This window comes from Rhizobium sp. KNZ2-6A (assembly GCF_056755475.1).
In genome coordinates this window covers 1-17566 of record NZ_JBNDIC010000021.1, presented here as the reverse complement: position 1 = coordinate 17566, position 17566 = coordinate 1, and the positions used below count along the sequence as shown (strand labels likewise).

General features: G+C 58.6%; 18 protein-coding genes and 1 tRNA gene. 8 read left to right on the top strand and 11 right to left on the bottom strand.

Going from position 1 to position 17566, the window contains the following annotated elements; all coding sequences use genetic code 11:
• Positions 1-40 precede the first annotated feature (40 nt).
• The 5 genes from ACPYOP_RS16105 to ACPYOP_RS16085 all read right to left on the bottom strand — a co-directional run bounded on the left by ACPYOP_RS16105 (position 41) and on the right by ACPYOP_RS16085 (position 6843).
• Complete coding sequence (locus ACPYOP_RS16105) at positions 41-2950, bottom strand: glycosyltransferase family 4 protein (protein ID WP_481411366.1); 2910 nt, start codon at positions 2948-2950, stop codon at positions 41-43.
• A gap of 13 nt (positions 2951-2963) precedes the next feature.
• Positions 2964-3461, bottom strand: coding sequence for a hypothetical protein (locus tag ACPYOP_RS16100; protein ID WP_481411365.1), 498 nt, complete (start codon positions 3459-3461; stop codon positions 2964-2966).
• A 79-nt stretch (positions 3462-3540) separates the two neighbouring features.
• Positions 3541-4506, bottom strand: a complete 966-nt coding sequence (locus ACPYOP_RS16095; protein WP_481411364.1) for a GDP-mannose 4,6-dehydratase — start codon at positions 4504-4506, stop codon at positions 3541-3543.
• Between the two features lie 24 nt (positions 4507-4530).
• Entirely contained in the window at positions 4531-5523 is a 993-nt protein-coding gene (gmd, locus tag ACPYOP_RS16090) for a GDP-mannose 4,6-dehydratase (protein WP_481411363.1), read from the bottom strand.
• A 189-nt stretch (positions 5524-5712) separates the two neighbouring features.
• On the bottom strand, positions 5713-6843 hold the full coding sequence (locus ACPYOP_RS16085) for a glycosyltransferase family 4 protein (RefSeq protein ID WP_481411362.1): 1131 nt from the start codon (positions 6841-6843) through the stop codon (positions 5713-5715).
• 338 nt (positions 6844-7181) lie between these two features.
• Between ACPYOP_RS16085 and ACPYOP_RS16080 the strand changes: the two genes are divergently transcribed.
• Positions 7182-8129 carry an MvaI/BcnI family restriction endonuclease gene (locus ACPYOP_RS16080; RefSeq protein WP_481411361.1) on the top strand — a complete coding sequence of 316 codons (948 nt, stop codon included), beginning with the start codon at positions 7182-7184 and terminating at the stop codon, positions 8127-8129.
• Between the two features lie 350 nt (positions 8130-8479).
• Here ACPYOP_RS16080 and ACPYOP_RS16075 read toward each other — a convergent pair.
• The 3 genes from ACPYOP_RS16075 to ACPYOP_RS16065 form a co-directional block, all read right to left on the bottom strand.
• A tRNA-Gln gene (locus ACPYOP_RS16075) sits at positions 8480-8553 on the bottom strand.
• A 232-nt stretch (positions 8554-8785) separates the two neighbouring features.
• A complete protein-coding gene (locus ACPYOP_RS16070) occupies positions 8786-9421 on the bottom strand; it encodes an NrsF family protein (RefSeq protein ID WP_481411360.1) in 636 nt (211 codons plus the stop codon).
• Positions 9408-9974: a sigma-70 family RNA polymerase sigma factor gene (locus ACPYOP_RS16065; RefSeq protein WP_481411359.1), complete on the bottom strand. Its 567-nt coding sequence runs from the start codon at positions 9972-9974 to the stop codon at positions 9408-9410. Before ACPYOP_RS16065 ends, ACPYOP_RS16070 begins: the two co-directional genes overlap by 14 nt.
• Before the next feature lie 291 nt (positions 9975-10265).
• Between ACPYOP_RS16065 and ACPYOP_RS16060 the strand changes: the two genes are divergently transcribed.
• The 5 genes from ACPYOP_RS16060 (at position 10266) to ACPYOP_RS16040 (ending at position 13068) form a co-directional block, all read left to right on the top strand.
• On the top strand, positions 10266-10532 hold the full coding sequence (locus ACPYOP_RS16060) for a BufA1 family periplasmic bufferin-type metallophore (RefSeq protein ID WP_112341693.1): 267 nt from the start codon (positions 10266-10268) through the stop codon (positions 10530-10532).
• Between the two features lie 45 nt (positions 10533-10577).
• Positions 10578-10862, top strand: coding sequence for a BufA1 family periplasmic bufferin-type metallophore (locus ACPYOP_RS16055; RefSeq protein ID WP_481411358.1), 285 nt, complete (start codon positions 10578-10580; stop codon positions 10860-10862).
• A gap of 81 nt (positions 10863-10943) precedes the next feature.
• Positions 10944-11798, top strand: coding sequence for an MNIO family bufferin maturase (bufB, locus tag ACPYOP_RS16050; RefSeq protein WP_481411357.1), 855 nt, complete (start codon positions 10944-10946; stop codon positions 11796-11798).
• Positions 11799-11808: 10 nt separating this feature from the next.
• Positions 11809-12564, top strand: a complete 756-nt coding sequence (locus tag ACPYOP_RS16045) for an HvfC/BufC N-terminal domain-containing protein (RefSeq protein WP_481411356.1) — start codon at positions 11809-11811, stop codon at positions 12562-12564.
• Between the two features lie 18 nt (positions 12565-12582).
• The gene (locus ACPYOP_RS16040) at positions 12583-13068 is read left to right on the top strand and encodes a DoxX family protein (protein ID WP_481411355.1); all 486 of its coding nucleotides are present in this window, start codon (positions 12583-12585) and stop codon (positions 13066-13068) included.
• 163 nt (positions 13069-13231) lie between these two features.
• On the opposite strand, the gene ACPYOP_RS16035 is transcribed toward ACPYOP_RS16040, so the two are convergent.
• A complete protein-coding gene (locus ACPYOP_RS16035) occupies positions 13232-14188 on the bottom strand; it encodes a phytanoyl-CoA dioxygenase family protein (protein ID WP_481411354.1) in 957 nt (318 codons plus the stop codon).
• A 449-nt stretch (positions 14189-14637) separates the two neighbouring features.
• Between ACPYOP_RS16035 and ACPYOP_RS16030 the strand changes: the two genes are divergently transcribed.
• A complete protein-coding gene (locus tag ACPYOP_RS16030) occupies positions 14638-15555 on the top strand; it encodes a DUF1003 domain-containing protein (protein ID WP_481411353.1) in 918 nt (305 codons plus the stop codon).
• Positions 15556-15583: 28 nt separating this feature from the next.
• Here ACPYOP_RS16030 and ACPYOP_RS16025 read toward each other — a convergent pair whose 3' ends face one another.
• The gene (locus ACPYOP_RS16025; RefSeq protein WP_481411352.1) at positions 15584-15820 is read right to left on the bottom strand and encodes a hypothetical protein; all 237 of its coding nucleotides are present in this window, start codon (positions 15818-15820) and stop codon (positions 15584-15586) included.
• 110 nt (positions 15821-15930) lie between these two features.
• The gene (locus tag ACPYOP_RS16020; RefSeq protein WP_481411351.1) at positions 15931-16401 is read right to left on the bottom strand and encodes a winged helix-turn-helix transcriptional regulator; all 471 of its coding nucleotides are present in this window, start codon (positions 16399-16401) and stop codon (positions 15931-15933) included.
• Positions 16402-16549: 148 nt separating this feature from the next.
• Here ACPYOP_RS16020 and ACPYOP_RS16015 point away from each other — a divergent pair, with 148 nt between their 5' ends.
• Entirely contained in the window at positions 16550-17470 is a 921-nt protein-coding gene (locus ACPYOP_RS16015) for an alpha/beta fold hydrolase (protein WP_481411350.1), read from the top strand.
• Positions 17471-17566: the final 96 nt, after the last annotated feature.

Sequence of the window (17566 nt, the reverse complement as noted above, 5' to 3'; positions counted from 1 at the left end):
GAGGCTACCCCTCGATCGACGAATGTTTCGATTATTGTCATCACAGCGGAACCCGCAGTGGATTGCTCCACCAGCCAACCGATTCCTGGAACAGGCCTATCTCGGCGAAGGCAGCACCCTTTCGCTTGAACTCTGATGGAATCTCGATCGCAAGATAAAGGCTGTCCCCCGGCGGTAGGACAAATGGAATGCGGGCGCGGTCATTCTCCGGGTAGGTGATACCGCCGTCGGCTGACAAGACACGATAGCTCGCCGCAATCCCAAACGCGTCACCAGCGGTTCCGGTACTGGCCCATGGCTTCGGCGAGAGGTTTGCAACACGGACGATATATTTGAGCGTCCTGTTGTCCGCAGCGATCGGCCCTTCAATCAACTCGATCTTGTGCCGGGTGTCTCCACGAACAAGCGGACCCACCATTTTGATATCGCCCATATCGGTAATCGGCACATAGGCCTTCTTCCCCCCCGGCACATAGATCCGATACCAGTCATCCGTGAGCACTATTCGCTGCAGTTCCTCGGCGCTTTCCTTCCAGCTTATCCCCTGGTTCATGGCCGGCTCGAACGATGCGGGGTCGACATCAAGAAATGAGCGTATCGCCGTAGCGAGAGACTCCGAGGAGCCGCTTATGAAAAACCGGCAATTCTGGCCGCTCGCAGTCACTTCGCGAAAAACAGGAATATCGCTTGCGATCACGGCCTTTCCGAAGTGTGCCGCTTCCACGATCGGAAGACCGAAACCTTCGGCATAGGAGGCCGCAATCAGGGCGTCACTCTCTGTATAGGTCTGCTGGAGCTTTTCGTCCGAGATACCATTGAGCCAAAAGAGACGCTTGCCGTATTCGCGATGTTGCTTGATGCGACGGATCAGATGCTCAACGCCCCATCCCGGCTTCCCCACGATCGTCAGCCCGACATCTCGCCCCTCGTCCCACAATCTTTCAAGCGCATCCAGGGCAAGCGTATATCCCTTGCGCGGCTCGAGCGTTCCAACCATCAGGAAATTGCGCCGCTTATCCTGCGCCCCCTCCTCGGCAATATTTGCGCGGACGATAGCCTGGCCGAAATCTGCGCCAAGATGCCAATAGCCAATCTTCATTTCACGTGGAAAGCGAATGCCTTCCAATATCGTGATCAGCTCGTCGGCAACGGCTTTCGATATACAGATAAATGCGTTCGAGTATGCAAGCGCCGCCTGAAACCATGCCGAGAATGTCGGGGACATTCCGGGATCGCAGAAGCTGGGAAATCTCAGCGGAACCGTGTCATATAGACAAGAGACAATGGTCACGCCCTCTAATCGTGCGGCATGCAATGTTTTATAGTGATGCTTGAAGAACTCCCAGGAGCTATCGAGCATCAGGATGCGGTCTTCTGCGCGAAATTGCAGGCGGGCATCCTCGCTAAATGCATTTGCATCCTTGGCCTTTTCCAGCGTCTTGGGGATGCCGAACCATCCGTCGAGCGAATCGCTATAGGCGACGACGAGCTCCACGTCTTGACCGTCGACCACGCGCTCTGACGGCAGGTTTGCACATATGTTCTTGACGACCCGCTGAATCCCGGTCTTGTGATCGACGCGATATGTCGAAGTCGCATCCACGATAAGGCGAGGTTTTCCTGAGCTCGGAATCTCCGCGCGAGCCAACACTTCCGAGATAAAATCGCGCGGAAGGCTGATGCTTTCCACTTCTTGCAAAACAGCTTTTTCAATCGCCGCCTGCGAGTTTACTCCACCCGAAGCTGCTGTCTTGCCGACAAGATCCTTTAGAGCGGAGACAGCAATGGCTGCGGTCTTGGCCCAACTGAAGTCGGAGGCACGGCTCCGTTGCCTTGCAGCCGCGATCTTTGTCGCCTCGTGATCGCTCAACGCTCGACGCATAACTCGTGCAATGTCCGCAACATCGGCAGGGTTGAAAAGAAATTCGCGATCTCCAATCACCTCCGGAAGAGCACCGGTATTTGAGGCGATCACCGGTGTGCCACAGGTCATGGCTTCGAGCGCGGTCAGGCCGAAACCTTCCAGTAGAGAAGGTTGAATTGCCAGATCCGCCTCTTTGTAGAGAGCAACGAGTTGGGCGTCCGTGACGTGACCGAGTGCCACGAAGTCCTGTGGTGGAAGTCCCAGCTTGCGCCAGCGCTCCTCCTCTTCTCTCAGAAGCGATTTCGGATGATCGCCAGCAAGGACGAAACTGTATTGCACCCGCAAATCTTCGGGCAGTTGCGCGAATGCTGCAATTGCAGACTCCACATTCTTTCGCCAATCCAACCCGCCGACATAGAGGATAAAGCGTTTCGGCGTCGGGCGCGGCGGCCTCAGCTCCGGGTGATCGATCGCATCTTTGAAATCTTTCGATATCCCGGCAAGCATATTGATTGCATGAGTATTCTTCGAAATCTCGATGCATTCACGCCGCGAATAGTCCGAAATGCACAGATTGAGATCGAATTTTGCATAGAGGCCAAGGCGCCGCGTATAGCAGGCGCGAGTAGCGGGCGTCTGAAGATACTGCTCGGGATAGCGATACGGAATCGCGTCGTAGAAGATGGATGCAACGGGAACTGACGAAATATCATTGGGAACAAGCGGAACCGCCCCATCCCTCATACCTTCGAACGGACTTGCGGAGACCGCTATATCCGGATTGAGGCAGGCAACATGATATGCAAGCGTGGTTTCACTGAGCCGTCGCCTCTCGGAATATCCGTCGACCCCCTCCCCACCTTCGGCAACCCCGTGCCACATGAAAATATTGGCCGGCTTTATCCATTGCTGAAGATGATCGCGCGCCGCAAGCGCGTCCCGCGGCATTCCGGCGTTGAGTGAAACAAGAAGTTCTACATCCGGGTGATTGTCGATAATTCCCAGAAGCCACTCCTGCACATAACGCCCAATTCCACGCCATTTGCTTGCTGTCTGGAAACACTGGCCATCGATCCACAATCGCATCAATGATCGTCTTTCACTTCGATTTTGAGCTGTGTTGAAGCAGGGTATTCCATCGGGTCACTGCCGCCTTCGGTGCATCGATAAACCATCGCCCCTCCTGATGATCGTCCGAAAAATCGAGCGTTGGAACACCATAGCCCTGAGCCCTGGCAATTGCAGCAAGTCTTCCTTTCAGCATCGGGAAACGTTGCGCCCATCGCAGGCAGGCGTCCTTCAACTGCGGCCTGGCGGAAAGCCAGCGCAGGAATCCCGCTAAAAAAATTGCAACGATTCGGCTTGGTAACCCTTTGATTGCGGATAGCTGTCGACTTGCAGCTCGAACTGGACGCGTAAGCCGCCACGAGAAACTATTGTGTATTTGATCAAGCCGCTGACGCAGCACACGCTCTCGACCGTCCGCGTCCCAGACTGCCTCTTCCAGATCGCGTATCTGATCGTCCTTCTGCTCGAGGAGACGAATGAGGTCCTGCTCCGCCGGCTCGTGTTCGATCGAATGCTTATTGCTGTTCACAAATATGAGCCTTCTTAGGGTAGCAGCTCGGCATCATTATTCCGATTGGATCCGCCCAGCCTCGCATCACTCGACGATGTCAGCCCGCGATCCGGATTTTCCAATCCTGGAGCACGTCGGCGAGCGTTTGGCGTAACTCTATGCCCGGCTTCCAGCCGAAAGCATTGAAAGCAGCCCTGTTGTCGCCGGCGGCGATGGGGATTTCCGGCCCGCGCAGCCGCTTCGGGTCGACCTCGATTTCGACAGCCGCTCCGGACAATTCGATCAGCATGTCCAGTATCGACTGGATCTGCACGGAACGACCGGAGGACAGATTGAAGACCTTGCCGAACGCATCGCAAGCCCTGTCCCCCAGAGCGGCCTCCGCATAGGCGCGCACCACATCACGAACGTCCAGAAAGTCCCGGAAAGCAGAGAGATTTCCGACGCTGATGCGAGGCGAGGTCTGGCCCGCGGCAATCTCGGCAAGTTGCCTGGCAAAAGCAGGCACCACATAATCCACCGCCTGGCCGGGCCCGGTATGATTGAACGGACGAAACCGGATCGACTTCAATCCATCATAGGCAAGCTGGCCGACCAGCACGTCGGCCGCAGCCTTCGTCGCGCCATAGACGTTCATCGGCTTCAGGGCAGCGTCTTCTCTTATCGGCTCTCCTGCCGCGTCCAGAAACGATGCTCCGTACGCTTCGGAACTGCCGACGAAGATGAACCTTGCCTCGGGTGCAAATTCCATCGCGGCATAGGCAAGGTTCATCGTGCCTTGGAGGTTCACGTCCCAGGCCCGCTGCGGCAGCTTGCGCGCATCCCCAGGCGCCGCGATCGCAGCCAGATGCACGATGGCCGTGGGCCGGCACTCCCGCACCAGGCTCGCCACCTGCTCCCGATCGGTGATCTCCGTCTTCCAGCCGGATGCATCGCTTTGACCGGCGGTCAGCACGCTCAGCTGCAGACCATGGTCCAGCCCCCGGCTCTCAAGCTCACGCAACAGCCATGAGCCGACGAAGCCGCTGGCACCTGTCACAAGAATACGATGTTCCCTCGGCATGGGCGCCCCGCTACTCGCTCGGGCCTATTTGCGCAACCGCTTCAGATCGGCATCGACCATCTCGACAATCATCTCCTCCAGGCTGATTTTCGGCTCCCAGCCGAATGTCTTGCGGGCCTTTTCCGGATTGCCGAGCAGCACATCCACTTCCGCCGGGCGGAAGAGTTCCGGATCGATGACCAGGTGGTCCTCCATCGTCAGGCCAGCATGCTGGAAGGCGATGGCGCACATGTCGCGGACGGTCGTCGTGCGGCCGGTCGCAATCACATAATCATCGGCAACGTCCTGCTGCAGCATCAGCCACATGGCGCGAACGTAATCCTTCGAATGCCCCCAGTCCCGCTTGGCATCGATATTGCCGAGCCGAAGCTCTTTTGCCAAACCAAGCTTGATGCGGGCAACGGCATCCGTCACCTTGCGCGTGACGAACTCGATACCGCGCAGCGGCGATTCATGATTGAAGAGAATGCCGCTCGAGGCATGAAGGCCGAAGCTCTCGCGATAATTGACCGTGATCCAATGACCGTAAAGCTTGGCGACCGCATAGGGCGAGCGCGGATAGAACGGCGTCTGCTCGGATTGCATCGGCTCCTGGATGAGACCGTACATTTCCGAGGAGGATGCCTGGTAGAAACGCGCCTCCGGCTGCTCGAGGCGAAGCGCCTCCAGAATATTCGTTACGCCCAGAGCCGTAACCTGGCCGGTCAGATAGGGCTGCTGCCACGAAGACTTGACGAAGGACTGCGCCCCGAGATTGTAAACCTCATGCGGCCTCACCTCCTTGAGCGTGCGCACAAGACCGGAAAGATCCATCAGGTCGCCATCGACGATCCGAACCTGGCCTTCGATGCCGAGCCATTGCAGGCGGCTGAGGTTGACGTCCGACGTGCTCGAGCGGCGGGCAAGGCCATAAACCTCATAGCCATTTTGCAGCAGAAGCTCCGCCAGATAGGCGCCATCCTGACCCGTGATCCCCGTTACCAGTGCTTTCTTCGCCACATCAATCTCCGTTCTCATCGCGTTTGATCACCGCGCCCATAGAGGCGCTCATTTATGCGCCATTTAACCTCTATAGCTGCCGATGACAACGAGCCGCAACAACTTCCCTCATGGCGAGCGTCAATAATAACTTGCGCACGCAAGCCAGCAATCGGCCCTTTGTGCTCGATCACATCGTGTTACCTTGATGAATTTGGAGACATGGCATCAAACCGTTTCTCTTATGATCGATCGTCCCGCCGTCAGCTCATCATAAAGACGATGATAACCCTCACACATTCTTGCCGCCGTAAAATGCGCGAGATAGCGGTCACGGGCGGCAGCACCCATGGCGGCGGCTTTTCCCGCATCCCCTGATAGGCGCTGCATGGCATCCGATAGAGCATCGACATCATTGGGTGGGACAACCAGGCCCGTCTCGTTGTTTAAATTGACAAAGCTCGTTCCAGTGCCGATTTCGCATGAAATCATGGGTTTGCCGAACATCGCCGCCTCGACCAACGACAATCCGAAGGCCTCCGAGCGAAGGGGAGATGGGAAGACGAGGGCCTCGCAGAGTTCGAGGAGGGCAATCTTGTCCTGATCCGGTAAGGCTCCTACGAAATGGACATTGTCGGCGCCCTGCGCGGCTTGCTTCAATTCCGCCTCCATCGGCCCGTTGCCGACGACGATGACGCTCAGGCCATTCCTTTGGGCCGCTTCCACCAAAATATGAATGCCTTTGTAATACCTCAAAACACCAACAAACAGGAAAAAGCGGCCGGGAAAACGATTGCGCCACCGCATGCGCACCGCCTCGTCGGGCTTGGGGTAATCAGCCTCATCCAAGCCTAGCGGAATGACCGTGGTCTTCTCTCGGAACCTTCTCAACACATCGCTCGACTGAAGATAGTTGGGCGAGGTCGCAACGATGCGATCAACGCTGCCCAGGAAGCGAGACATCAAGGGCTTATAGAACTGCAGCAAAACCTTCTGCTTCACAATATCGGAGTGATAGGTGACGACCGTCGGCTTGCCGGTGTGCGTGGCAAGATGGACGATATCCATCACCGGCCAGGGAAAATGATAGTGGATGAGATCGGCCTTGCCGCTGAGCTCGCGGAAACGCCCAAATACCTCGCGCGAAAATCCCGTGGACGCAAATTCGAAATCGAGCTTGGCCTTATGCGCCATATGCCCATCAAATTCGCGGCTGTTTTCGGCGGGCTTTTCACTGAGCGAAAGGACATCGGATTCGATGCCGTATTTAGCCACCCCTTTGGCAATCGCATGGATCGTCCGCTCCACGCCACCGAACGTATCAGGCCAATAGGTTTTGAAAAAATGGAGAACGCGCATGTCGCTCCTGTATCGAAAAGCATCGGCTGCGTCACCTGGATAACAGGGGCTTGGAGGGAATGCTGCCCTTTGATCCTTTATCTCCTGATAGATCACCGCTCGCCGAACTCGCTTGCCCATCCCCAACCGGGTCGACCGTGCACTTCGCCAGGTCGTGGGGTAGCCTCGTTGTAGGCCTGCCGGACTCTGCGAGTTCTCAAACCGCTTGATCGAGTGGTCATAATGATATCCATTTTGTTCTTATTATGTTCTTGATCACCATTGTCGCGATGGGCTAGGTTGCTTCTATGCTCGCCCTTACGATAGACCAATCGCATTACGTTTCCTCTCCCTTCGCATTGCACGCAGGGCTGAGTGATTCGAGATCGCGGACAATCGACGAAGTCCTTTCCGAGAAACTATTCGGCGAACTGCATCGTATCCACCGGCTTGGTTCGGTCAAAGGAATGCGGCTGGGGAACGATGGGCAAGTGATCCATCACCGTGGAACGAACGCCGGCGGGTATACGCTCGAAGCCTTGCTGCGCATACGTCCCAATGGGCGACCCGCCCCAGATTTCGAGGGCTGGGAGGTCAAGGCGCATAGAGTCCAGGACTTTTCCAGACCCGGCAATGCGCTCCTTAGTCTTCTGTCCGTCGGGCCGACCGGCGGCTTCTATCGCGAAGAGGGGCTGGAAGCCTTTATCCGGCGCTTTGGTTACGCCGCGCTGGACGGTTATCCGGGCAAACTCAATCTCTATACCGATCATTTCGTCGGACGGCGGAATGCGAAGACCGGGCTGACGTTGCATCTTATTCGGAATTGTCGGTGTAACGCCCGTTCGTTCGATCCGCTGGGCATGTTGGTTTTGTCGGCAGATGACGGTTTTCCGGCAGCAATCTGGCACTTTGCAAAGCTGGCGGAGCACTGGGGCCATAAGCACGCCTTTGCGGCCTATGTGCCCTATGTGAGCGGCGGCTGGCATGATTGCCGCACCTTCCACTATGGTCATCTTGTTCAGATCGGCGAAGGTACCGATTTCCGCCTGTTCCTGAACATGCTCGCAGCCGGCAGAATTTCTTACGATCCCAGTCTCAGTCTTGCGAATACTGATGATCGGAGGTGCCGCGCGAGGCGTCGGGGGCAGTTTCGCATCCACGTGGGCGATCTGCCCAGCCTCTACGAGCATTTCACGACGATTGATGTCAGGCGCGCTCCGATCGCTGTCGATGGGGCGGAAACGGGATTATCGAAACGGCGGGCGCCCTATCGCCGATTGCTACGCCTTAGCTTCTTGAACAGGTGATGACAAAGCTAGGTGAGCATCCGAGCCCTCTCCACGGAAAACCTCTTTTGATTAACACCAAGCCGAGAACTCTTTCAGGAGCCTCCTGTCGGCTCTTTCGAACAAATAAATAGAACCTTTTCCAATCGAAAGGGTGCAAGGAGCGCGCGTTGGCCAAAACCGCAAATCGCTCGAACAGACGCATGGTTTGGGGAGAATATTGATAGTCTCCGCTTTGCCACCGATGCGTCCGATATCAAAACCGTGGGCATCACCTGTGGGCTACAGTTCTGGGCATCAAATCGCCAATGATGCCAAACCGATATCCGGCGCGACTGGAAATCAAGGAATTAAGGGAATTTATAGAGAATTGGCTGGGGAACCTGGACTCGAACCAAGATTAACGGAGTCAGAGTCCGTCGTTCTACCATTGAACTATTCCCCAACGACCGCCGAACATTTTATGTCCCGCGGGGAAAGCATGGCCTCTATAATCGAATTTTCCGCGGATGCAAACACTTTAACGCCGGCGAGTGCAATTTTTTGGAGGATCGGGGCGGCAAGTGATAACGGTCTCGAATCCCGGTGTTGCAGCGGATATTCCGAACCTCACCACCGCTCCGGAAGGCCGATCAGAGAGAGGCCTTCGCTTGTCGTTCAGGTCGACGGGATCGTTTTCACCAGCGCAGGAGCCGTTTGCCGATGATATATCCGACAGCCGTCACCATGGCGATTGCGATCGGGTACCAGAGCAGCACGAAAAGCGGGCTGTCGTCCGTGCAGTTGGAGGCGTAGAAGGTCGCGGCGATGCCGCTGGCGGCGAGCCCGGCGACGGCGCCTGCAGCCCCCGGCTTTTCCGGCGCGCTATAACGTAGGGCAAAAAGGAAACAGCCAAGCGGGCCGATCGATAGCAGTGGAATAAGGGTCAGGCAGAAGCGGGCATTGTGCCCGATCATGCGTGCACTCCAGCTGTCGGCCGGCATGACGGCCATTTCGGCGGCGGCGGCGGCAAGCAACAGGAGCGGTGCCGCCAGCAGCGCCCAGCCCCAGACGCGCAGCGGCACGCCCGGCCGGCCGATGCGGAAGACGACGGCGCAGGCCGTCACGGCGAGCGCAATGGTCACCACGAATTTGAACAGGAAGCGGATGGTCTGCATCGCGCTGTCTATGTCCGCCCGAAAGCCGATCATCGCAAAGAAAATGCCGCCGCTGATCAGAATGCCCGCGACGACCGCCATGGTCAGGGCCTTGCCGATCCGCGTGCGGACCGGCGCGTCCTGCGCCAGAAGATTGATGAGGTCATCGGTTTTCACTGGTTTCACTCCGATAGAGGGCCGCAAGCGCCTTCAGCGCGCGATGCAGCGCCACGCGCACCGCCCCTTCCGTCATTTTCAGCCGGTCCGCCGTTTCCCGCACGCTGGTTCCCTCGACGGAAATCGAGCGCACGATGGTTTTCTGCGGATCCTTCAACTGCTCCAGCATACGATCGACATCGAACCGATCCAAGGCGTCGGCATGCTCTTCCGCCTGCAGAAAATCGATCACATCGTCGATCGGTACGCTCATATGTCGTCCACGCCGCCTCAGGCTGTCGATCAGCTTGTTGCGCACGATCGTCGACAGCCAAGGCCCGATCGGGCGAGACGAATCCCAGGTTCCGCGCTTGAGATGGACAGCCAGCAGCACTTCCTGAACCACATCCTCGGCCTCGCTCGCCGGCGCGCCGAGGTGATCGCAGCGCCTTTTCGCCATGGCCCGCAGATGCGGCGTCACCGAGGACAGGAAACGATGGTAGGCCTGCGCATCGCCGCTGATGGCGGCGCGCATCCAGACTGCCCATTCCTCTTCGCGCGCCGAATGATTCATCCGACATCTCCTCTACGCGGAACCGCAGGCTTTCGTTACCGGCAACGGCACTTATTTTTCAAGCCCTTTTGTTTCCATCAGGAATTGTTGAACTCCCGCGCCTTTCGTCGATGCCCGGCACCAGGCTCACCACTATAGGCCGCACATAAGCCCGGCCCTCGCAGCTAGCCGGCGCAGTATGACGGCCGCCATCTCAAAAAAATTCCGATATGGCTGTAACATCCAGCCCGGATGCTCCGTAGACCTCGATGCAAGCCAATGGCGGCTCGCATCCATCAAGGAGACAGATCCATGAAGAACAGCATCATCACCCTGGCCATCGCCGGCTCGATCGCCTCGGCGCTTGCATCCATCGCTGTCCCGGCATCGGCGGCCGACTCCAAGGAAAAATGCTATGGCGTCGCCCTCAAGGGTCAGAACGATTGCGCCGCCGGCAAGCACGATTGCGCCGGCAAATCGACCATGAGCTACGACAAGATGTCCTTCAAGCTCGTTCCCACGGGCACCTGCACCTCCATGAAAACGCCGAAGGGCCATGGCTCGCTGACCCCGGCCTGATCCGAAGCCGATCACCAGCCAATCCCCTTTTGTAAGGAGCATGTCATGAGCAAGATGTCCGCATTCGCCTTGGCCGCATCGGTTGCCACCGCCGTGACGCTGGCGGCCGGCGCAACCACCGCCTCTGCGGCCGACGCCAAGGAAAAATGCTACGGCGTCGCCCTCAAGGGCCAGAACGATTGCGCCGCCGGCCCCGGCACGACCTGCGCCGGAACATCGAAGGTCGATTACCAGCGCAATTCGTGGAAGCTGGTTCCCGCCGGCACCTGCGAGACGATGAAGACGCCGAACGGTCACGGCACTTTGATGCAGGGTCCGGCGCCCGTCTGACCAAACGCCACGATGCGGGGCGGCGCATATTCTGCGCGCCGCCCTTCCTCCAACATCAGGCAAATGCAAACGGAGGCTGCAATGAAATCGTCAGAACTTCCCCGCCGCGCCGGTGTCGGCTTCAAGCCGGAACATTTCGCCGCGATCGATGCCGAAAGGCAGCCGATCGGCTTCTTCGAGATTCATGCCGAAAACTACATGGGCGCCGGTGGCCCACCGCATGCCCAGCTCGGCCGGCTGCGCCGGGACTATGCCTTGTCCATCCATGGTGTCGGCCTTTCCATCGGCTCGATGCAGCCCTTGGATACCGAACATCTTGCCCGCTTGAAGATCGTCTGCGATCGCTACGAGCCGGAGAGTTTTTCGGAGCACCTCGCCTGGTCGACCCACGACACGACCTTTCTCAACGATCTGCTGCCGCTGCCCTATACCGAGGCGACGCTGGCGCAGGTCTGCGACCATATCGATCAGGTTCAGGCATTGCTCGGCCGGCAGATGCTGCTGGAGAATCCGGCTACCTACCTGCTCTTCGAGGAAAGCACGATCGAGGAAACGGAATTTCTGGCCGACGTCGCCCGCCGCACCGGCTGCGGCCTGCTGCTCGACGTCAACAATGTCTTCGTCGCCGCCACCAACCACCACATGGACGCGCGGGCCTATCTCGAGCGCTTCCCGGTGCAATGGGTGCGCGAGATCCATCTGAGCGGCCATTCGGAGACCACCGACGATTCAGGCGCGCTGCTCCTGATCGACAGCCACGATACGCCGGTGAAGGATCCGGTCTGGGCGCTTTACGAAGAGCTTATCGGCCGTACCGGGCCAATCGCCAGCCTGGTCGAATGGGACAATGACGTCCCGGAATGGTCGGTTCTGCGGGCTGAAGCCGAGGCTGCGGACAGAGTTTTGAAACGCGCCGCCGGGCGCCGGGCAGCCTGAGGAGGGGGTTATGTCTCTCAGCACGCAAAGCGAATTCGCAGCAGCCCTCATCGATCCCGACCTCGCTGTGCCCAAGGGGCTGACGGCCTGGAATGGCCCTAAGCCTGAACGACGCTTCGGCGTCTATCGCAACAATGTCGCGATCAGCCTGATCGGCGCGCTTGCCTCGCGCTTCCCGGCGGCCGAAAAGATCGTCGGCGAAGAATTCTTTGCGGCCATGGCGCATGAATTCATCCGGCTGTATCCGCCGCGATCGCCGCTGCTGCTTGCCTATGGCGATGATTTCCCCGACTTCGTCGAGAGTTTCGAGCCGGCGCGGAAAATCCCCTATCTGCCCGACGTCATGAGACTGGAGGCAGCCCGGGGTCGCGCCTATCACGCCGCCGACGCAACGCCACTCGACGCCGCTTTGTTGGCGACCGTCGAGCCGGCGGGCCTTGCGGATCTGGCCTTCGTGCCGCATCCTTCCGCCTCCATTAGGCGCTCCGCTCATCCCGCCGCCACCATCTGGGCGATGAACACCGGCGAAATCGAGTTCAGAGACATTGCCGATTGGACTGGCGAGGATGCTCTCGTCGTCCGCCCGGAGATGATCGTGGAAGTGCATCGCCTGCCTCCGGGCGGCGCCACCTTCCTGGAGCGGTTGTTTGCCGGCGCCGATCTCGGCAGCGCCTTCGAGGCGGCCCTTGCCGAAGCTGCAGATTTCGATCTTTCCGCCAACCTCGCCGGTGCGTTCACGGCGGGCGCTTTCATGGGCATTCGCTGAACGCCAAGAGGAACTGACATGCAGAACCAGATGATGACGGCCGCCCCGGCCGAACGCGAAACCATGCCCCAAAGGCTCTATAGTGCCCTAAGGCTCCTCGACCGCATCCCGCACGACCTGATAGCGCTCATAGCGCGGCTGTCGATCGCCGCCGTCTTCTGGCAGTCCGGACAGACCAAGGTGGAAGGTTGGCATGTCACCGACAATGCCATCTATCTCTTCCAGACGGAGTATAAATTGCCGCTGGTCGATCCCTGGATCGCCGCCCATATTGCCGCCTTCAGCGAGCATTTCTTTCCCTTTTTGCTCGTCATCGGCTTCGCAAGCCGACTGTCGGCGCTGGCCCTGCTCGGCATGACGCTGGTGATCGAGATTTTCGTCTATCCCGATGCCTGGCCGACGCACGGCACCTGGGCAACCTGCTTTCTGGTGATCATTGCCGGCGGGCCCGGGCGTATCGCGCTCGATCACCTGATCGCCAGGCGGTTTGGCCGCTCGTCCTGAGCCGGGACGGAAGGGAGCGCCTACTGCATAATTCCTTAAATCGGAATCGATTTAAGAATAAAATTATGCAGCAGATTTAAAGTGCTACAGCGACTTTTGCGCGTCATATTTGACGCGCGGCGCTGTAGTGGCGGCGCTCCTTGGCATGATGGTCGAACGAGGCCTATCGCAGGACCGGCTCCCCATGGAAACGGCGCTGCGACGGCTTCGAAACGCCGAAGCCAACCTCCATCATCAGGCGCGGCTTCTGCGTGGGCACCGTGCCCATATGGAAGCCGAAGGGATCCTCGACGAAGCCGGACCCGGCCTTGCCGGTCAGCGTCAGCGCATTCGCCTGCCCATAATAATCGAGCACCTCGTTTGCCGGATGCCCCACAAGTAAAGTCAGCTGATGCCGGACCCGGCGGCGCTTGTGGCTTCCCTTGATGAAGACGTGCGGGCCGGTGCCCTCGTCCACATCGACGAGATTGAAGAAGAACTTGAGCATCCGCCAATCATCGAGATCGAAGTGATACTTGTCGAGCGAGGCGAGGCTCCTGTCGGCTTCGGAAGCCTGCGTGGGAAAGCTCCACCAGATGCGGGTGGTGATCACCTTGGCCTGCCCGCCGAGATATTGGCGGGCGACATCGATCAGCAGCGGATCGCGCTGCACCGCCATGACGGCATCGCAATCAAGCGAGCGTTCGAAGAAGTGCCCGCTCAGAATCGGCCGCCCGAACCGGGCTTCGGCTTGCCCGTGCTCGCTGGCGACGAATTCGAGCTGCCTGTTGAAATTGCCGTAGCAACCGGTATTTCCGGCGAATTCGGCGATCTCTCGATGGATGTGATCCGGCAGCGTCAAGCCCGGATAGATACCATCCGTCCGCAAGGCATTGACGACGGCACTGCGCTCGACACCAGTAAACATCGAGGCACCGGAAACGGGGAGCCTGACGGCCTGCTTGGTTGCAAGCCAATGAATCCGCCGAAACGGTAGGGTTCTGGCCAGCAGGAACATAGGCAACCAGGCCGGGTTTTCTTTGAGATCGGTCAGGTAAGTTGGTATCCTGACAGCCATACGCTTGAAGCGACCGCCCTGTCGGGCGATGGACTCCAAGTCTCTTGCCGGGGGATTGTGCATAGCTATCCTTTCCGCATATTTGCAAAAACCCGTGGCAACAGGCCCAACACCCTGTTGATGCGATATAATTCTTTGAAACTCTAAGTTTATTCGCAGCAGCGAATATCTGCTGCAGCGCGGCAAATAGCGGTCGGCCGGCCTCGGTCAAGGGGCTTGAAAGTCAAAACCTGATTGTATCGGTAGAAATTTCTGCAGAAACACGCGGCGCTTTTGAAAGCATTTACGAGATCGCGCGGCGCGGTTGTTTTCGGGCCTAAAAGCCGGCGTGACGCCAAGAGATCCCGGAACAGCGCATTTCATTTGCCGTTACTTAGGATAATGGCGCTAAACATGCCCAGGAAAATGGATGACGGTTTCATTCGGCTGCGATTCTGGCGGTCTTCCAACAGTCACATTCCTGTTCGCATTATTGGTTAGATGAGCGAGAAAACGTCAAAAGGGCCCCTCATATGGCAGAAACGAAGACCTTTGAACCGGCGGAAGGCATAGTCGATTTCGACGCGGGCGAGGGCGAGACCCCGACCGTGGTGGAGATGGACGACTATACGAAGAGCCTCGCCCAGGCGAAGGCCAAGTCCGTCAAGCTTATCGACGCCATCACCGGTCAGGTGCTGAAGAAAAAAGATGCGGTGCATGTCGACGACCTTCGTCCCTCGCTGGCGGATTTCATGCGGCTGAAGCACCCTGAGCTTCGCGCCGACGACTATATCAGCCGCAAGGTGATGGACGACTATCGTGCCCAATATATCGCCGAGCTTTTGACCGACGAGCGTGGTGAGCTTTCCACCCTCGAGGACGAAGTCGTCGAAAGCCTGAAGACGCATGATACACTGGCTGAAAACATCGAAGAGGACTATGAAGACCACCGCTCCATCGGCGACAGGATGGCCGATGGCGTCGCCTCCTTCGGCGGCAGCTGGGTCTTCATCATCTCCTTCTGTCTGTTTCTGGGCGTGTGGATGGCGGTCAATGTCGTCATGGGCGACAAGCAGGCCTTCGATGCCTATCCGTTCATCCTGCTCAACCTCGTCCTGTCGACGATCGCCGCGCTGCAGGCCCCCGTCATCATGATGAGCCAGCGCCGTCAGGAAGAGAAAGACCGCCTGCGCGCCCTCAACGACTACAAGGTCAACCTGAAGGCCGAACTGGAAATCCGTCACCTGCATGAAAAGGTCGATCATCTCCTCAATCGCCAATGGGAGCGGCTGACCGAAATCCAGCAGATCCAGATCGAGATGATGCTGGAACAGGCCAAGGCCGCCACCCGGGCGATCAAGGCCAACAAGGCGGCGAAGGCGAAGACCAGTGCGCTGAAGAGCCTCTTCACCAAGGCCAAGGACGCCGATCCGGATGAATCCGCCAGCTGATCGCACCCGAACGGCTGCGCCGGTCATCTTAGACCATGGTGCTGCCATATAGCTGCCTAACCGCCCGCTTCCTTTTCATGCCGCCGGTTTCGATCCAGAAAAGGCCCTGGGGCTGCAGATTGCCATCAGCCGATATGTGGTGGGGTGCGCGCTGGAAGAACAGGCGGATGCGGCCGATCCGCCGGACCGCGCAGCGCTCGATGCCGCGGCGAAAAACCGTCCGAACCTTGCCAAAGCTTTGTTGCTTTACCGCGCCAACGGCCATGAAGCCTGTTCGAAGCCGGCCTGGAGCTGCTGATGGGCGGGGCCGAAGCCGGCAAATGAGGATATGATCGCCGAGACGGCCCCGGCCGGAGAATGCATTACCTCTCCGCCTTATTCGCCCTCGATTGTCCGCGAAGCCGGCGGCACCACGATCACCGTATCCTCCGCCATAAGCATGCGCCCGTCCTGCGCCCGCAATTCCAGCCGCCGCACAGGCATATGCGTCGCTCTGTCGACCAGCGTCACATGCGGCTCATCCGGCTCGAAGAAGAAATCCTCGCCCCATTGGCGAAGTGCCACCAGCAGCGGAAACAGACCCTGCCCCTTCTGCGTCAGCACATATTCCTGATAGGGGCTGCCATCGCAGGCCGGCACGGTATCCATGATGCCGTGAGCGACGAGATTGCGCAGCCGGGCCGAGAGGATGTTCTTAGCAAGCCCGAGGCTCTTCTGAAACTCGCCGAACCGGCGGAGGCCATCGAAGGCATCGCGGATGATCAGCAGCGACCACCAGTCGCCGATCGCATCCAGCGGCCGCGCCACCCCGCATATGGAATCCCTGTGGCTTACTCTCTTGGCCATGCCGCCGTGCCCTCGCCTGTTTCCATGTCTACCGTCAGGACCGCAATCAAGCGCCTGTACGCTCAGCTTAATATATCGGTTGCAAACTAAAACCACAAGAGATATTGGAATCATGGTTTCAAATTAAAACCACGTTAGGAGAACAACCGTGATTCCTGCCAATGAAACATTCGCCGGCACATTCCCCTTCGCACCGCATTTCACCGATGCACCTGACTTCCGCATGCATTACGTCGATGAAGGACCGCGCGACGGCGAGGTCGTCCTTTGCCTGCACGGCGAGCCGACCTGGGGCTATCTCTTCCGCCATCTCATCTCGACACTGAGCCGCACGCACCACGTCGTCGTTCCCGATCATATGGGCTTCGGCAAGAGCGAAACGCCTGATGGCCGCAGTTATTGGCTGCAGGACCACATCGCCAATCTCGAAGCCTTCGTCGCAGCCCTCGGCTTCACCGACATCACCCTTGTCATGCATGATTTCGGCGGTCCGGTCGGCATGGGCTTTGCCGCCCGCCACCCTCACAGCATCCGCCGCATCATCTCGGCAAACGGGCCGACACCCTTCGGCCAGCCTGATCTCGTCGATCGGCTCATGGCGAATGCGGCCCAATCACCCTGGTTTCAATGGATCATCAAGGCCGAGGCCGACGGCACGCTAGAGCCCGTGCTTAACAATCTCAGCTTCAACATCCTCAGCACGCTCAAGCTCAACGGCTTCGAAAACAACGCCGTCATCAACGACACCTGGCTCGAAGCTTATGGCGCGCCCTTTGCCAGCGAGGCCGAGTGCCTCGGCGCGCGCGGCTGGGCCAAGGGCTTTGCGACCGGCGCCCACCAATTCGAAACGCCCGATCCCGCGGCCGAGCGTATCATCCGTGGCAAGCCGGCACTCGCCATTTGGGGAGAGGCGGACCGGACACTGCATGCGGAACATTTCCTGCCGCTCTTCTCCGCCCTCTTCCCATCGGCCTGCATCGAGCGCCTCCCAGGCGTCGGCCATTATTGCTTTGAAGATGCCCCGGAGACTATCCCGAGCCTGATCGCGGACTTCCTGCGGCGGACTTGAACAGAACGATTCAGGACCGAATTCGAAGCAAAATGCAGGAGCGAGAAAGCCGTCCCCCTTCTGTCAATCAAGACATGGCTCGGCCCCTGCCCGCCC